This is a genomic window from Mesorhizobium comanense (genome assembly GCF_005503535.1).
GTDB classification, from domain to species: domain Bacteria; phylum Pseudomonadota; class Alphaproteobacteria; order Rhizobiales; family Rhizobiaceae; genus Mesorhizobium; species Mesorhizobium comanense.
Window position 1 is genome coordinate 397,826 of record NZ_SCNN01000003.1, and the last position, 12,994, is coordinate 410,819.

General features: G+C 65.0%; 12 protein-coding genes. 7 read left to right on the forward strand and 5 right to left on the reverse strand.

What is annotated here, in order from left to right:
* Window positions 1-13: 13 nt before the first annotated feature.
* From FFS37_RS08610 to FFS37_RS08625, 4 genes are all read right to left on the reverse strand, one after another.
* Window positions 14-1,087 (reverse strand): ABC transporter ATP-binding protein, encoded by a 1,074-nt coding sequence (locus FFS37_RS08610; protein WP_137930501.1) that lies wholly within the window; start codon window positions 1,085-1,087, stop codon window positions 14-16.
* Window positions 1,084-1,878, reverse strand: coding sequence for an ABC transporter permease (locus FFS37_RS08615; RefSeq protein WP_137930502.1), 795 nt, complete (start codon window positions 1,876-1,878; stop codon window positions 1,084-1,086). Before FFS37_RS08615 ends, FFS37_RS08610 begins: the two co-directional genes overlap by 4 nt.
* Window positions 1,871-2,713, reverse strand: a complete 843-nt coding sequence (locus FFS37_RS08620; protein WP_137930551.1) for an ABC transporter permease — start codon at window positions 2,711-2,713, stop codon at window positions 1,871-1,873. Before FFS37_RS08620 ends, FFS37_RS08615 begins: the two co-directional genes overlap by 8 nt.
* Window positions 2,714-2,807: 94 nt before the next feature.
* Window positions 2,808-3,872, reverse strand: a complete 1,065-nt coding sequence (locus FFS37_RS08625) for a polyamine ABC transporter substrate-binding protein (protein WP_137930503.1) — start codon at window positions 3,870-3,872, stop codon at window positions 2,808-2,810.
* Between the two features lie 231 nt (window positions 3,873-4,103).
* Here FFS37_RS08625 and FFS37_RS08630 point away from each other — a divergent pair, with 231 nt between their 5' ends.
* From FFS37_RS08630 to FFS37_RS08645, 4 genes are read left to right on the forward strand one after another with little or no spacing between them, the layout of a single operon-like run.
* Window positions 4,104-5,042, forward strand: coding sequence for a GntR family transcriptional regulator (locus FFS37_RS08630; protein WP_137930504.1), 939 nt, complete (start codon window positions 4,104-4,106; stop codon window positions 5,040-5,042).
* 10 nt (window positions 5,043-5,052) lie between these two features.
* On the forward strand, window positions 5,053-6,336 hold the full coding sequence (locus FFS37_RS08635; protein WP_137930505.1) for a glycosyltransferase: 1,284 nt from the start codon (window positions 5,053-5,055) through the stop codon (window positions 6,334-6,336).
* Window positions 6,337-6,341: 5 nt separating this feature from the next.
* Window positions 6,342-7,721: a glutamine synthetase family protein gene (locus FFS37_RS08640; protein WP_137930506.1), complete on the forward strand. Its 1,380-nt coding sequence runs from the start codon at window positions 6,342-6,344 to the stop codon at window positions 7,719-7,721.
* 2 nt (window positions 7,722-7,723) lie between these two features.
* The gene (locus FFS37_RS08645) at window positions 7,724-9,022 is read left to right on the forward strand and encodes an NAD(P)/FAD-dependent oxidoreductase (RefSeq protein WP_171026211.1); all 1,299 of its coding nucleotides are present in this window, start codon (window positions 7,724-7,726) and stop codon (window positions 9,020-9,022) included.
* A 127-nt stretch (window positions 9,023-9,149) separates the two neighbouring features.
* Here the strand turns inward: FFS37_RS08645 and FFS37_RS08650 are convergent, their stop codons facing one another.
* Window positions 9,150-9,920 carry an IclR family transcriptional regulator domain-containing protein gene (locus tag FFS37_RS08650; RefSeq protein WP_137930508.1) on the reverse strand — a complete coding sequence of 257 codons (771 nt, stop codon included), beginning with the start codon at window positions 9,918-9,920 and terminating at the stop codon, window positions 9,150-9,152.
* Between the two features lie 119 nt (window positions 9,921-10,039).
* Between FFS37_RS08650 and FFS37_RS08655 the strand changes: the two genes are divergently transcribed.
* The 3 genes from FFS37_RS08655 to pcaF are packed head-to-tail and all read left to right on the forward strand — an operon-like array spanning window position 10,040 to window position 12,907.
* Complete coding sequence (locus FFS37_RS08655) at window positions 10,040-10,897, forward strand: CoA transferase subunit A (RefSeq protein WP_137930509.1); 858 nt, start codon at window positions 10,040-10,042, stop codon at window positions 10,895-10,897.
* Window positions 10,894-11,700 carry a CoA-transferase subunit beta gene (locus tag FFS37_RS08660; RefSeq protein ID WP_137930510.1) on the forward strand — a complete coding sequence of 269 codons (807 nt, stop codon included), beginning with the start codon at window positions 10,894-10,896 and terminating at the stop codon, window positions 11,698-11,700. Before FFS37_RS08655 ends, FFS37_RS08660 begins: the two co-directional genes overlap by 4 nt.
* Window position 11,701: 1 nt before the next feature.
* Window positions 11,702-12,907, forward strand: coding sequence for a 3-oxoadipyl-CoA thiolase (pcaF, locus tag FFS37_RS08665; protein ID WP_137930552.1), 1,206 nt, complete (start codon window positions 11,702-11,704; stop codon window positions 12,905-12,907).
* Window positions 12,908-12,994 lie beyond the last annotated feature (87 nt).

Consider the following 12,994-nt stretch of genomic DNA (forward strand, 5'->3'; position numbering starts at 1 on the left):
GCTTGTCCTCCAATCATTCCTTGAAAATTCTGACATCGGCGGCGTCCCAGCCGAGCTCGACCTCGTCTCCGGATGAGACCGGCCTGCGGTCGGCGGCATCGGCGGTCACGCGCACCAGAAACGGCTTCGGCGAGAGCGGCGTGCGGATATGCAGCTGCAGGTCGAGCCCCTGATAGGCCAGCGCCTCGACCGTACCCGTCGTACGGTTGGCTGTTTCGGGCGACGGGAAGAGCCGGATGCGCTCCGGGCGCACCGAGGCCACTGCCGATGTGTCCGAACCCAGCGTGTCGGGGACCTTGCCGGCGATCCGGGTGCCGTTGCTTGCCACCACGCCATCCCTGCCGGCCTTGCCCGGGACAAAGTTCATGACACCGATGAAGTCGGCGACAAACCGATCGGCTGGATGCTCGTAGACCGCGTGCGGCGTGTCGCATTGCAGCAGCCTGCCGTCTTTCAGCACCGCCATGCGGTCGGCCATGACGAGGGATTCTTCCTGGTCGTGGGTGACGATGACGAAGGTGATGCCGACCTCATGCTGCAGGCGCTTCAGTTCGAGCTGCATGGCGCCGCGCAGCTTCTTGTCGAGCGCGCCGAGCGGCTCATCGAGCAGCAGCAGGCGAGGGCGTTTGACCAAAGCGCGGGCGAGAGCGACGCGCTGTTTCTGGCCACCGGACAATTGCTCCGGCTTGCGGTCGGCGAACGGGCCGAGTTCGGTGGTCGCCAGGATGGCATCGACGCGCGCGCGGATTTCCTTAGCCGGCAGACGCTCCATCTCCAGCCCGTAGGAGACATTGGCGCGCACGCTCATATGCGGGAACAGCGCGTAGGACTGGAACATCAGGTTGACGGGCCGTTTGTTGGGCGGCGTCCTGGCGATGTCCTTGCCGTCCAACAGGATGCGTCCGTCGCTCGGCGTCTCGAAGCCGGCAAGCATGCGCAGCAGCGTGGTCTTGCCACAGCCCGAAGGGCCCAGCAGCGCGAAGAACTCGTTCTCCCTGATGTCGAGCGAGACGCCGTCGACGGCTCTCACCCGGCCGAAATTCTTCGACACGTTATCGATGGCAAGCAAGGTTCGGGGTTCGCTCATTGGCCTATCATTCCCCGGTTGAGCCGCTGCGACAGGGTCAGCGCGGTGATCGAGACCGCCATGACGATGGTGGCCAGTGCATTGATCTCCGGTGTGATGCCGAAACGGATCATGGCGTAGATCTGCATGGGCAGCGTGGTCGAGGCGCGGCCGGCCCCGGCGGTGAAGAAGGCGATGATGAATTCGTCTACTGAGAGCGTGAAGGCTAGCAGGGCGCCGGCGACCACCGCCGGCAGGATGACGGGCAGGGTCACGCGCCGGAAGGTGGTGATGGCGGAGGCGCCGAGATCGGCTGAAGCCTCGACGATCGACCAGTCGAAACTCTTCAGCCTTGCACGCACGACAGAGCAGACGAAAGCGAGGTTGAACACGACGTGGGCGAGAATGATGGTGTGCAACCCCATGGTCAGGTTGATCATGGAGAAGAACGACAGCAGCGCGATGGCGAGCACGATGTCGGGAATGATCATCGGCGCGAAGATCAGCGCTTCAAGCCCCTTGCCGTACTGGCGACGCATCTCGACCCCGATCGCCAGTAGCGTGCCGAGCAGCGTGGCAATCGCCGTCGAGACCAGCGCCACGATCAGCGTGTTGAGCCCGGCGGACAGGATCGAGGAATTGCCGGCCAGCGAGGCGTACCATTTCAGCGAGAAGCCCGACCATGCGGTCGGCAACCCGCCCTCGTTGAAGGAGAGCGCCACCAGCACGGCGATCGGGATGTAGAGGAAGGCAAAGACCAGGGTGAGCACGAGCCAGAGCGTGCGCCGTGTCGCGGGTGAGCGCTCAGCCATCGCCACCTCCCGTGGTCTGCGCGGCGCGCCCGGCAGCGCGGTCGGCGGCGAGCGCTTGCGCCATCAGAACCAGCAGCATGATGGCAATCAGCGCCATGGCAAGCGCTGCGCCGAACGGCCAGTCGTTGGCGGTGAGGAACTGGTCGTAGACGAGATTGCCGATCATCTGGAAGCGGCCGCCGCCGAGCAGGGCGGGCGTGACGAAATTGCCGATCGACAGCACGAAAACGAAGACGGCGCCGGCGGCAATGCCGGGCACGGTGAGCGGCAGGATGACACGGCGGAACGTCGTCATGGCGGAGGCGCCGAGGTCGCGCGAGGCTTCGGCGAGTTCCGGGTTCAGTCTCGACAGCGGCGCATAACAGGCAAGGACGACGAAGGGCAGGTAGTTGTAGACAAGGCCGGCGATCACAGCGCCTTCCGTGTAGAGCATCGATGGCGGTTCGCCGGTATAGCCGAACCAGCGCAACAACTGGGTGACCAGGCCCTCGCGGTTGAGCAGCACGATCCAGGCATAGGTGCGGATCAGGTAGTTCGACCAGAAGGGCAGCACGGCGAAGAACAGGAACACCGGTTGCCACCGGCGGGGGGCGGCCGCGATGGCATAGGCGGCGGCATAGCCGACCACCACCGCGATCAGCGTAGCGGTGCCGGCAATGCGCGCCGATTTCAAAAAGATGCCGGCGTAGAGCGGATTGAAGACCAGCCCGAAATTCTCCAGCGTGAAGGTGTAGTCGATGCCGCCATAGATGCCGCGCCGGAAGAAGGCGAGCGCCAGCACCAGCGCGCACGGCACCACCATCAGCGCGGTCAGCCAGAGCAGCGCCGGGGCCATCAGCAGGGAGGAGCGAAATCGGGTCTGGGACAATGTCTCGGGTACCGCTCAAGGCCGGCAACAGGAGTGCTGCCGGCCGTGAAGTCTGCGCCGCTTACTGCGCGGCCTTGATCTCGCTGACGATCTTGGAATAGTCGCGCTGGGCTTCGCCGACGTCACGCAGCTGCTCGAACTTGACCAGATCGGCCACCGGCATCGCCATGTTGGGGAACTTGGCCAGGAAGTCGGCCGGCAGGCTTTCCATCGCCGGTTTGTTCGGCACCTTGTAGTCGATGTTCTGCGCCGCCCAGGCATGGTTCTTGGCGTCGAGCATGAAGTTGACGAACTGGAAGGCGGCGTCCTTGTGTTCGGAGGCCTTCATGACCACCATCGTGTCGACCCAGAGATCCGAGCCCTCCTTGGGGATGACGTATTTGATCTCCGGCTTTTCGGCGATGCCGTAATTGCACCAGCCGTCCCAGGCCTGAACCATCAGCGCTTCGCCCGAAACCAGCTTGGAATAGAAAGTGGTGTCGTCATAGGCGAGCAGCGTCTTCTTGGCGGAGATCAAGAGGTCCTTGACCTCGGCGAGCTTGGCCGGATCCGTCTCGTTGACGGAAAAACCCTTGTCGAGCTGGCCGGCGGCGAGCAGCCAGCGATCGGTCGCCAGCATGGTCGTCTTGCCCTTCAGTTCGTCGGAAGGCGCCAGCAGGTCGCTCCAGCTGGTGGGGGCGGTCTTGACCAGGTCGGAGCGGTAGCACAGGCCAGTCGTGCCCCAGGTATAGGGAACCGAGAATGTGTTGCCGACATCGTGCGGCAGCTTGGTGGCCTCGGGATAGAGGTTGGCCAGGTTGGGGATCTTGGCGTGGTCCATGGGCTCGGTCAGGCCGAGCTTGTTCAGAACCTCGGCGAAGGGCGAAGAGACGAAGACCACGTCATAACCCTTGCCGCCAGCGGCGATCAGCTTGCCCATGATTTCCTCATTGGTGGCGTGAACCACCACCTCGCCGGAGACGCCGGTCGCGGCCTTGAAGGAGGCCATGGCGTCGGGCGCCATGTAGCCGTCCCAGTTGGAGATGACGAGGTCGGCGGCGATCGCCGGCGCCGAAAGCACCAGGCCAAGGCCGAGGGCGATTGAGGATACGCTGAGCGCACGGCGCCGCGGGCTGGTAGCGGTCATGACAGACTCCCATTCGAGTTGATCGTCGAATTCTGTGCTGGATCCCGCGCGGCATGTTCCGCGTCACCGATCCCGTTCCCTCGGTCTTTTGTCGCCGATTGCCTTGACAGTACTATTGCAGAAAAAAGTACGTCAATCCATAATTTGCCAGCCGGCTGCGGAATCTGACCGATTGCGTCCATCGGGCCGATCGGTCAACCATGCAGGCGGCATCCGTTCACGAGACAAGTCATGCAAGCCGCAGCCCGACGCCCTCGCACCAATCATCTCGACCTCGCTCAGCGAATCCTTGACGTGGCGCGCCAGCGCGGCTTCGCGCCCGGCGCGCGCCTGCCGGAACAGCAGATCGCTTCGCTCTGCAATGTTTCGCGCACTCCGGTGCGGGCCGCGCTCGGGCTGCTGGCGGAGCAAGGCGTCGTGCGCTGGGAAGCCGAAACCGGATACCATCTGGCCATCGACCTCGCCGCGCTGCCGGCGATATCGGCGGAACTGCCCGCAGCCGAGGAAGACGAGCTTGCCGAGGCGATCCTGCGCGACCGGTCGGCGCGGCGCCTCGACCAGACAGTCACCGTCGCCGGATTGATGCGGCGCTACAGTGCTGAGCGTAAGACGGTACTAAAATCACTGAACAGACTGACAGAAGAGAATCTTCTGGACCGCGCGCCCGGTCAGTCCTGGCTGTTCCGGCGCGCGCCCGACGATCCGGAAGCGCAGGGCGAAAGCTACGAATTCCGGCTGCTGCTGGAGCCGGCGGCGATCCTGGCGCCGGGTTTCCGGCTGGACGGCGCGCGCGCCGCCGCGCTGCGCCAGGGCATGGAGGCCCTGTCGGCGCTGCCGGATGCCGCCTTCGACACGCGCGAGTTCCAGCGGCTGGACATCGATTTCCATGGCATGATCGCCGAGGGATCCGCCAACCGCTTCGTCGCCGACGCGCTGGCCGATCATCTCAGGCTGCGCCGGCTGCCGGGCATCTATGCCGGAATCAATGTTTTCCGGCTCAAGCAATCGCTGCTGGAACATCTGAACATACTCGACCATCTCGAAAGCCGGCAGTATGAGGTGGCTGCCGATCTGCTTCGCATCCACCTGCGCCTCTCGCGCAGCCAGCGACCGCAAGCGGCCAGCCGCGGGGCGCCCGCGCTGTTCGGCATGATCAGCCGCCCTGTTTGAAGAGGATTAATTGACGCGTAGAGCGAGCCCGACCATCGCGCTGTTTCCCGAAGCCAGTTTCGGGGCGGCGTTGAATTGCGTCGGCATCGCGCAGGCCCTGCGCGCCCGGGGGGCGCGGCCGGTCTTCATCTGCCATGCCGGCTTTTCCGGCGTCTTTGCCGACTACGGGTTCCAGGAATACCAGTTGCCGACCGACGAGCCGCTGAGCGACAGCGAGCGCCAGAGCTATTGGCAGGCCTTCGTGCGCCGGCACCTGCCGCATTTCCGGCTGAGCCCGATCGACCAGCTGGAAACCTATGTCGCGCCGACCTGGCAGGCGATCGTCGACACGGCGGTCAATGCCGAGGCGCCGCTGCGCCAGTTGCTGGCGCGGCTGAAGCCGGACGCGGTCGTGCTCGACAATGTCATCATGTTCCCGGCGATAGCAGCCGCCGGCTGCCCGTGGGTGCGGGTCGTCTCCTGCGCCGAGACGGAGTTGCCCGATGCCGAAGTGCCACCCTACCTCTCGGGGATGAGTGCCGACGACCCGCAACGGGCAGCGTTCGAGGCGCGCTATCTCTCGGCCTCCGCGCCGGCGCATGACCGCTTCAACCGGTTTCGCGGCGATTGCGGCCTGGCGCCGCTGCCCAAAGGCCAGTTCCTGGAAGCCTCGCCCGACCTCAATCTGCTCCTGACGCCCTCGATCGTGAAGCGCGAGCGGGCCGCGCCGCTCGATCCCCAACGCTTCGTCTACCTCGAGGGCTGCGTGCGGTCGGAAGGGCCGTTCGAGGTCCCGGTGTTCCCGCGCAATGGCGGGCCACTGGTCTATGTCTCCTTCGGCAGCCTCGGCGCCATGGATGTCGGCCTGATCGAGCGTATGCTTGCCGTCTTCGACAGGCTGCCGGCGCGCTTCATCGTCAATGTCGGCGGTTTGCGCGACGCCTATCGCGCGGTGCCCGACAATGTCTATCTCGACGCCTGGTTTCCGCAGCCCTCGGTGGTGGCGAAGTCGGACCTGTTCATCCACCATGGCGGCAACAACAGTTTTTGCGAAGCGCTGCGTTTCGGCGTGCCGTCGCTGATCATGCCCTATTGCTGGGACGGACATGACAATGCGCAGCGGGCCGGAGAAACCGGCGTCGGCGATCATATCGGCCGTGACGGCTGGACAGAAGGAGTACTGGAGAGAGCGATCCTCGGCCTGCTGGCCGACGACCCCATGCGCGCCCGCCTCAAGGAAAATGCAGCTGAGATGGCGCTGAAACCGGGAACGGACGTGGCCGCGCAAGCCATACTCTCTCTGATACGGACCTGAACGAAATGCTCGACAAGAAAACCAACCCCTCCCTTTTCAGCGGCAATGATCCGAACGCCTGGCTCGCCCAGAATGGTGTCAGCGAGGTCGAATGCCTGGTGCCCGACATGAACGGCGTGCTGCGCGGCAAGGCGCTGCCGACAGCCAAATTCCTGAAGGCGCTGGAAGACCGCGCGCTCTATTTGCCGAGCAGCGCTTTCCTGGTCAGCATCGATGGCCGCTATTCCGGCTCCATCGACGAGGGTTTTGCCTATTCGGACCCGGACATGCGCATGGTGCCCGATGTCTCGACGCTCAGCCTGGCGCCCGGCGCCGGAGCGGGCAAGGCCTATGTCTTTGCCGACGCCTTCCATATGGACGGCAGGCCGTGGATGGCCTCGCCGCGCCACGTGTTGCGCGCCGTGCTCGACCTCTATCGCCAACGCGGCTGGCGCGCGGTGGTGGCGCCGGAGGTCGAGTTTTATCTCACCGCGCCTAATCCCGATCCCGACAGGGTGCTGACCGCGCCTGTCGGCGGCAATGGCCGCGCCGAAGGCGTGCAGCACCCCTACGACATGGCGGCACTCGAGGAATTCGAGCCGGTGATCCGGCGCGTCTATGACTATGCGGCTGCCGCCGGCCTGCCGCTCGACACGCTGATCCATGAATCCGGGCCAGGGCAGCTCGAGATCAATCTCCTGCACGGCGAGGCGGTCCGGCTTGCCGACCAGGTGCTGCTTTTCAAGCGCCTGACCCGCCAGGCGGCGCAGCAATGCGGCATGCATGCGACCTTCATGGCCAAGCCGATCGCCGCGCAGGCGGGAAGCTCGATGCATCTGCACATGTCTGTTGTCGACGAAGCCGGCAACCCGCTTTTCGCCAGCGCCGACGACGCCGATACCGAGATGTTCGGCCATTTCATCGGCGGCCTGCAGAAATACGTTCCGGAAATCATGCCGCTGTTCGCGCCGAACGTGAATTCCTACCGCCGCATCCGGCCAAACCATAGTGCGCCGGCCAACATCGAATGGTCGCATGACAACCGCTCCTGCGGCCTGCGCGTGCCGGCCGGCGGGCGCATGGCGCGGCGGGTGGAGAACCGGCTGCCGGGCGCGGATTCCAATCCCTATCTGGCCATCGCCGGCTCGCTGCTTGCCGGCTATCTCGGTGTCGAGCAGAAGCTGGCGCGCTCGGCGGAAGCCTCTGGCAACGCCTACAAGATCAAGAGCACGCTGCCCAAGACCATGGAGGAGGCGCTCGACCGTTTCGAGGCCTGCGGCCCGGTTCGAGAACTGCTCGGCGAGGACTTCTTCCAGACCTATCTGCGCGTCAAGAGCGTCGAGCTCGACCTGTTCCAGAGCGTGGTGACGAGCTGGGAACGCGACCACCTGCTGCTGAAGGTGTAATCATGGCATCTTCAACGGGTTTCAATTCCGGCCTCGATATCGGCAAATCCTATTATGTCGCCACCGCCAATCCGGCGCCGGACCATCCGGCGCTCATTGGCGATGTCGAAGCAGACCTGGTCGTCGTCGGCGGCGGCTGCACGGGCCTTTCGGCGGCCCTTCACGCCGCCGAACGCGGCCTGAAGGTGGTGCTGCTCGAAGGCGGCAGGATTGGCTGGGGCGCCTCGGGACGCAATGGCGGCCAGATGATCCCGGGCCTGCGCAAAGGCGCCAAGGGTCTGGTCAAGCTCTACGGGCCCGAGCGCGCCAAGGTGCTGTTCGATCTGGCCTTCGAGGCACGCGGCCTGGTGCTCGACATCATCGAGCGCCACAAGATCGATTGCGACCTGCGGCTGACCGGCCATCTCGTGGGCGCGGTCAACGGCTCCGATCTCAGGGATCTCGAGGACGAGGCCAAATGCCTGGAAAGCGTGATGAAGTTCCGCGAGGTCGAAATCCTGTCGGCGGCGGATGCGCGGGCCAAGGTCGACACGCCCTATCACGGCGCCATGTATGAGCCGCTCGGCGGCCACATGCATCCGTTGAACTACACGCTCGGGCTTGCCCGCGCGGCGGTCGCGGCCGGCGTTGTTATTCACGAGAATTCGGTTGCCGTGAAACTGGAGCGCGAACCCTCGATCCGGGTTTCGACGGCGAAGGGTTCGGTGCGGGCCAGGCATGTCGTGCTGGCGGGCGACGCGCTGCTTCACGGGCTGGAGCCGCGCGTCAACAGCCGCATCATGCCGGTCGGCAACTATATCGTCGCCACCGAGCCCCTGGAAGGCGCGCGCAACGTCATTCCGGCCAATGTGGCGGTCTCCGATACGCGTTTCGTCGTCAACTATTACCGCATGTCAGCGGACGGCCGGCTGCTGTTCGGCGGCGGCGAACGCTACACGCCGTCACCGCCAGCCGACATTGCCGGCTTCGTGCGGCCACACATGGAAGGTACATTCCCGCAGCTCAAGGGCTGCCGCATCGACCATGCCTGGGGCGGGCTGGTGTCGGTGACGACGTCGCGGCTGCCGCATGTCGGGCATTATGGCGAGGTCTATTTCGCGCATGGCTATTCCGGCAAGGGCGTCATCCTGTCGACGCTGTCGGGCAAACTGCTGGCCGAGGCCATTACGGGGAGTTCCGCGCGGCTCGACCTGTTCTCGACGCTGACGCCGCTGCCGTTCCCGGGTGGTACGGCGCTGCGCGGGCCGCTCTATGTGCTGGGCATGCTGTGGTACGCGATGCGGGATCGGATCAAGCATTGAGACGGCATCGCCGTTGGTAAAGTTCGTAACGCCACGGAATAGAACCGTAGCGATCCTTCACACCCCTCTCTGGCCTGCCGGCCAGAGGGGGTACTGTCCCGCCGGCGTTGAAGGCTGGTGAAGTCCCTCAAACGACAAAGAAATCTTCAATCCGCTGCCTGGCCTCCAGCAGCGCAGGCAGGATCTCCCGCTCCATCTCCGCGACGCTGAACCGAGCCGACTGCGTCGACACATTGATCGCCGCAACCGTGCGTTCGGCGCGATCGCGGATCGGCACGGCGATCGAACGCAGGCCGAGTTCCAGCTCTTCGTCGACGACGGCAAAGCCGTCAGCCTTCGCCTTGCCAATGGCGTGCGCCAGCAACCGTTTGTCCACAATCGTCTTCGGCGTTCGTCTCTCGATGGCGGTCTGGCCGAGAAACGCCTCCAGTTCCCCCGGCGTCAGCCCGGCGAGAAGCACGCGCCCCATCGAGGTGCAATAGGCCGGCAACCTCGTGCCGACATCGAGCGAGACGCTCAGGATGCGGCGGCCCGGAATGCGCGCGACATAGACGACGTCCTGGCCCGACAGGATCGCCGCCGAACAGGCTTCGTTCAACTGTGTGGCGACCGAGCGCATGATGGGGGCGGCGAAGCCCCAAAGCGAGGTGCCGCCGAGCCAGGTTCGGGCGACGGTCAGGAGACGCGGCGACAGCGAAAAGACGCGTCCATCCTGCGTGGCGTAACCGGTGGCGACGAGGGTCAGCAGAAAGCGGCGGGCGCCGGCGCGTGTCAGGCCGGCTTCCTCAGCCATTTCAGTCAAGGTCATGCCCTGGGGGTGGCGGGCGAGGATCTCCATCACGGCAAGGCCACGCTCGAGCGAGCCGACATGGTCACGGGAAACGGCTTCTTCTTCCATGTCGTCTCCTCGCGATGGCGTCTTCTTCGGGATTGACTCCGCGACGCAGCCCGGCATAAAAGTATCGCATATAAAACATATGTTCGCAATGCGAACTTTTTGAATGCGGAGCCAATGCGATGGTCAAGTTTCTGCCGCTCAAACAGGCGGTCGCGGAGAACCTGAACAATGGCGACAGCGTCGCCTTCGAAGGCTTCACCCATCTGATCCCCACCGCCGCCGCCCACGAAGCGATCCGCCAGGGCTTTCGCGACCTGACCCTCATCCGCATGACGCCGGACCTGATCTACGACCAGATGATCGGCATGGGCATGGCCAAGAAAATCGTCTTCTCCTATGTCGGCAACCCCGGCGTCGGCCTGTTGCGGCGCGCCCGCGATGCCATCGAAAACGGCTTTCCCCGGCCGATCGAGGTCGAGGAGCACAGCCATGCCGGCATGGCCAACGCCTATGAGGCGGGCGCGGCAGGCCTGCCTTGCGCGGTGTTTCGCGGCTATCGCGGTGCCGGGCTGGCCGAGGTCAATCCCAACATCAGGTCGGTCACCTGTCCGTTCACCGGCGAGGTGCTGGCGGCGGTGCCTTCGATCCGGCCCGATGTCAGTTTCATCCACGCGCAGAAGGCGGACCGCAAAGGCAATGTGCTGGTCGAAGGCATTATCGGCATCCAGAAGGAGGCTGTGCTGGCGGCGAAACGCGCGGTTGTGACGGTCGAAGAGGTGGTCGACACTTTCGACGATCTGCACCCGAACCTGACCGTGCTGCCGCGCTGGACGATCGCGGCGATTTCCGTGGTGCCCGGCGGCTCGCACCCGTCCTATGCGCATGGCTATTATGCGCGCGACAATGCCGCCTATCTCGAATGGGACGAGATCGCCGCCGACCGGGAAAAATTCCAGGCGTGGATGAAGGCCAACGTCATCGAGAAGGGTGCCGACGATTTCGCGGCGCGCGTCGAGCATCTGAGGAAAGCGGCATGAGCGACAACCGGACCCCCTTGGGCTTCACTCCCAACGAGATGATGACGATCGCCGCCAGCCGCGCCTTGAAGAACGACGATGTCTGCTTCGTCGGCATCGGCGCGCCGTCGGCCGCCTGCAACGTGGCGCGGCTGACGCACGCACCCGACATCACGCTGATCTATGAAAGCGGCACGATCGGGACCGCGCCCGACGTGCTGCCGCTGTCGATCGGCGACGGCGAATTGTGCGAGACCGCGGTCACCACCGTCGCGGTGCCGGAAATGTTCCGCTACTGGCTGCAGGGCGGCCGCATTTCGATCGGCTTCCTGGGTGCCGCCCAGCTCGACAAGTTCGGCAACATCAACACCACGGTCATCGGCGACTATTTCCATCCCAAGACCCGGCTGCCGGGCGGTGGCGGGGCGCCGGAGATCGCGACCTCGTCGCAGCAGGTCTACATCACCATGGCGCAGAGCAAGCGCGGCATGGTCGAAAAGATCGACTTCTTCACCTCCTTCGGTCACGGCGAGGGCGGCGACCATCGCAAGCGCCTTGGAATCGACACGGCCGGCCCGACACTGCTGATCACCGATCTCGCCGTCTGGAAGCCGGATCCGGTGAGCAAGGAGTTCACCGTGGTCTCCCTGCATCCGGGCGTCACGCGACAGCAGGTGCAGGAGACCTGTGGCTGGGTGGTAAAGTTCGCCGAGGTGCTTGACGAGACGCCGGCGCCGAGCGAACTCGAACTGAAGACATTGCGCGACCTGCAGGCCCGCACCAAGGCGGCGCATGAGGGAACCGGAAAAGGGAAGGCTGCCTGACATGGCCGAGGCCTATATCTGCGATTATATCCGCACGCCCATTGGCCGTTTCGGCGGTTCCCTGTGTTCCGTGCGCGCCGACGATCTCGCCGCCATTCCGCTCAGGGCGCTGGTCGAGCGCAATGCGGGCGTCGACTGGCAAGCGGTCGATGACATCGTCTATGGCTGCGCCAACCAGGCCGGCGAGGACAACCGCAACGTGGCACGCATGGCGCTGCTGCTGGCCGGCCTGCCACAGGACATACCGGGCTCGACCATCAACCGGTTGTGCGGGTCGGGCATGGACGCACTCACCATCGCCGCACGCGCCATCAAGGCCGGCGAGGCGGAACTGATGGTCGCCGGTGGTGTCGAATCGATGAGCCGCGCGCCCTTCGTCATGCCCAAGGCCGACACCGCCTTTTCGCGCAATGCCGAGATTTACGACACGACCATCGGCTGGCGCTTCGTCAACCCGCTGATGAAGAAGCAGTATGGCGTCGATTCCATGCCGGAGACCGGCGAGAACGTGGCCGAGGATTTTTCCGTGTCACGCGCCGACCAGGACGCCTTTGCCGTGCGCAGCCAGGACAAGGCCGTTGCCGCGCAGGCCAACGGCCGGCTGGCGAAGGAAATCACCCCGGTGACGATCCCGCAGCGCAAGGGCGATCCGATTGTCGTGTCGAAGGACGAGCATCCTCGCGCCGGCACCACCGTCGAGGCGTTGGCGAAATTGCCGACGCCATTCCGGCAGGGTGGCACCGTGACAGCCGGCAATGCGTCTGGCGTCAATGACGGCGCGGCGGCGCTGATCGTCGCCTCGGAGGCCGCCATCAAGAAATACGGCCTGACGCCGATCGCCCGCATTCTTGGCGGCGCGGCCGCCGGCGTGGCGCCACGCATCATGGGCATCGGCCCGGCGCCGGCGACGCAAAAACTGTGCGCGCGGCTTGGCCTGACGCCGCAACAGTTCGATGTCATCGAACTCAACGAGGCCTTTGCCTCGCAAGGCATCGCGGTGCTTCGCCAACTGGGCATCGCCGAGGACGCGCCGCACGTCAACCCGAATGGCGGCGCCATCGCGCTCGGCCATCCCTTGGGCATGTCGGGCGCGCGCATCTCCGGCACGGCGGCGCTGGAACTGCGCCAGCGCGGCGGCCGCTATGCCCTTGCCACCATGTGCATCGGCGTCGGCCAAGGCATCGCCATCGCGCTCGAGCGGGCTTGATCCGCAACTCTTCCGGCAGGCCAGACGGAAGATTCCATCAGGCCTGCCAAATTTGACCATGTGGACAAAAGTCCGCACCCGTTCCAT

What these genes read in the sequence shown, in the direction of transcription:
- FFS37_RS08650 (WP_137930508.1), bottom strand. Translation starts at nt 9,920, where the DNA reads ATGGAAGAAGAAGCCGTTTCCCGTGACCATGTCGGCTCGCTCGAGCGT.
- FFS37_RS08630 (WP_137930504.1), top strand. Translation starts at nt 4,104, where the DNA reads ATGCAAGCCGCAGCCCGACGCCCTCGCACCAATCATCTCGACCTCGCT.
- pcaF (WP_137930552.1), top strand. Translation starts at nt 11,702, where the DNA reads ATGGCCGAGGCCTATATCTGCGATTATATCCGCACGCCCATTGGCCGT.
- FFS37_RS08660 (WP_137930510.1), top strand. Translation starts at nt 10,894, where the DNA reads ATGAGCGACAACCGGACCCCCTTGGGCTTCACTCCCAACGAGATGATG.
- FFS37_RS08620 (WP_137930551.1), bottom strand. Translation starts at nt 2,713, where the DNA reads ATGGCCCCGGCGCTGCTCTGGCTGACCGCGCTGATGGTGGTGCCGTGC.
- FFS37_RS08645 (WP_171026211.1), top strand. Translation starts at nt 7,724, where the DNA reads ATGGCATCTTCAACGGGTTTCAATTCCGGCCTCGATATCGGCAAATCC.
- FFS37_RS08625 (WP_137930503.1), bottom strand. Translation starts at nt 3,872, where the DNA reads ATGACCGCTACCAGCCCGCGGCGCCGTGCGCTCAGCGTATCCTCAATC.
- FFS37_RS08615 (WP_137930502.1), bottom strand. Translation starts at nt 1,878, where the DNA reads ATGGCTGAGCGCTCACCCGCGACACGGCGCACGCTCTGGCTCGTGCTC.
- FFS37_RS08640 (WP_137930506.1), top strand. Translation starts at nt 6,342, where the DNA reads ATGCTCGACAAGAAAACCAACCCCTCCCTTTTCAGCGGCAATGATCCG.
- FFS37_RS08610 (WP_137930501.1), bottom strand. Translation starts at nt 1,087, where the DNA reads ATGAGCGAACCCCGAACCTTGCTTGCCATCGATAACGTGTCGAAGAAT.
- FFS37_RS08655 (WP_137930509.1), top strand. Translation starts at nt 10,040, where the DNA reads ATGGTCAAGTTTCTGCCGCTCAAACAGGCGGTCGCGGAGAACCTGAAC.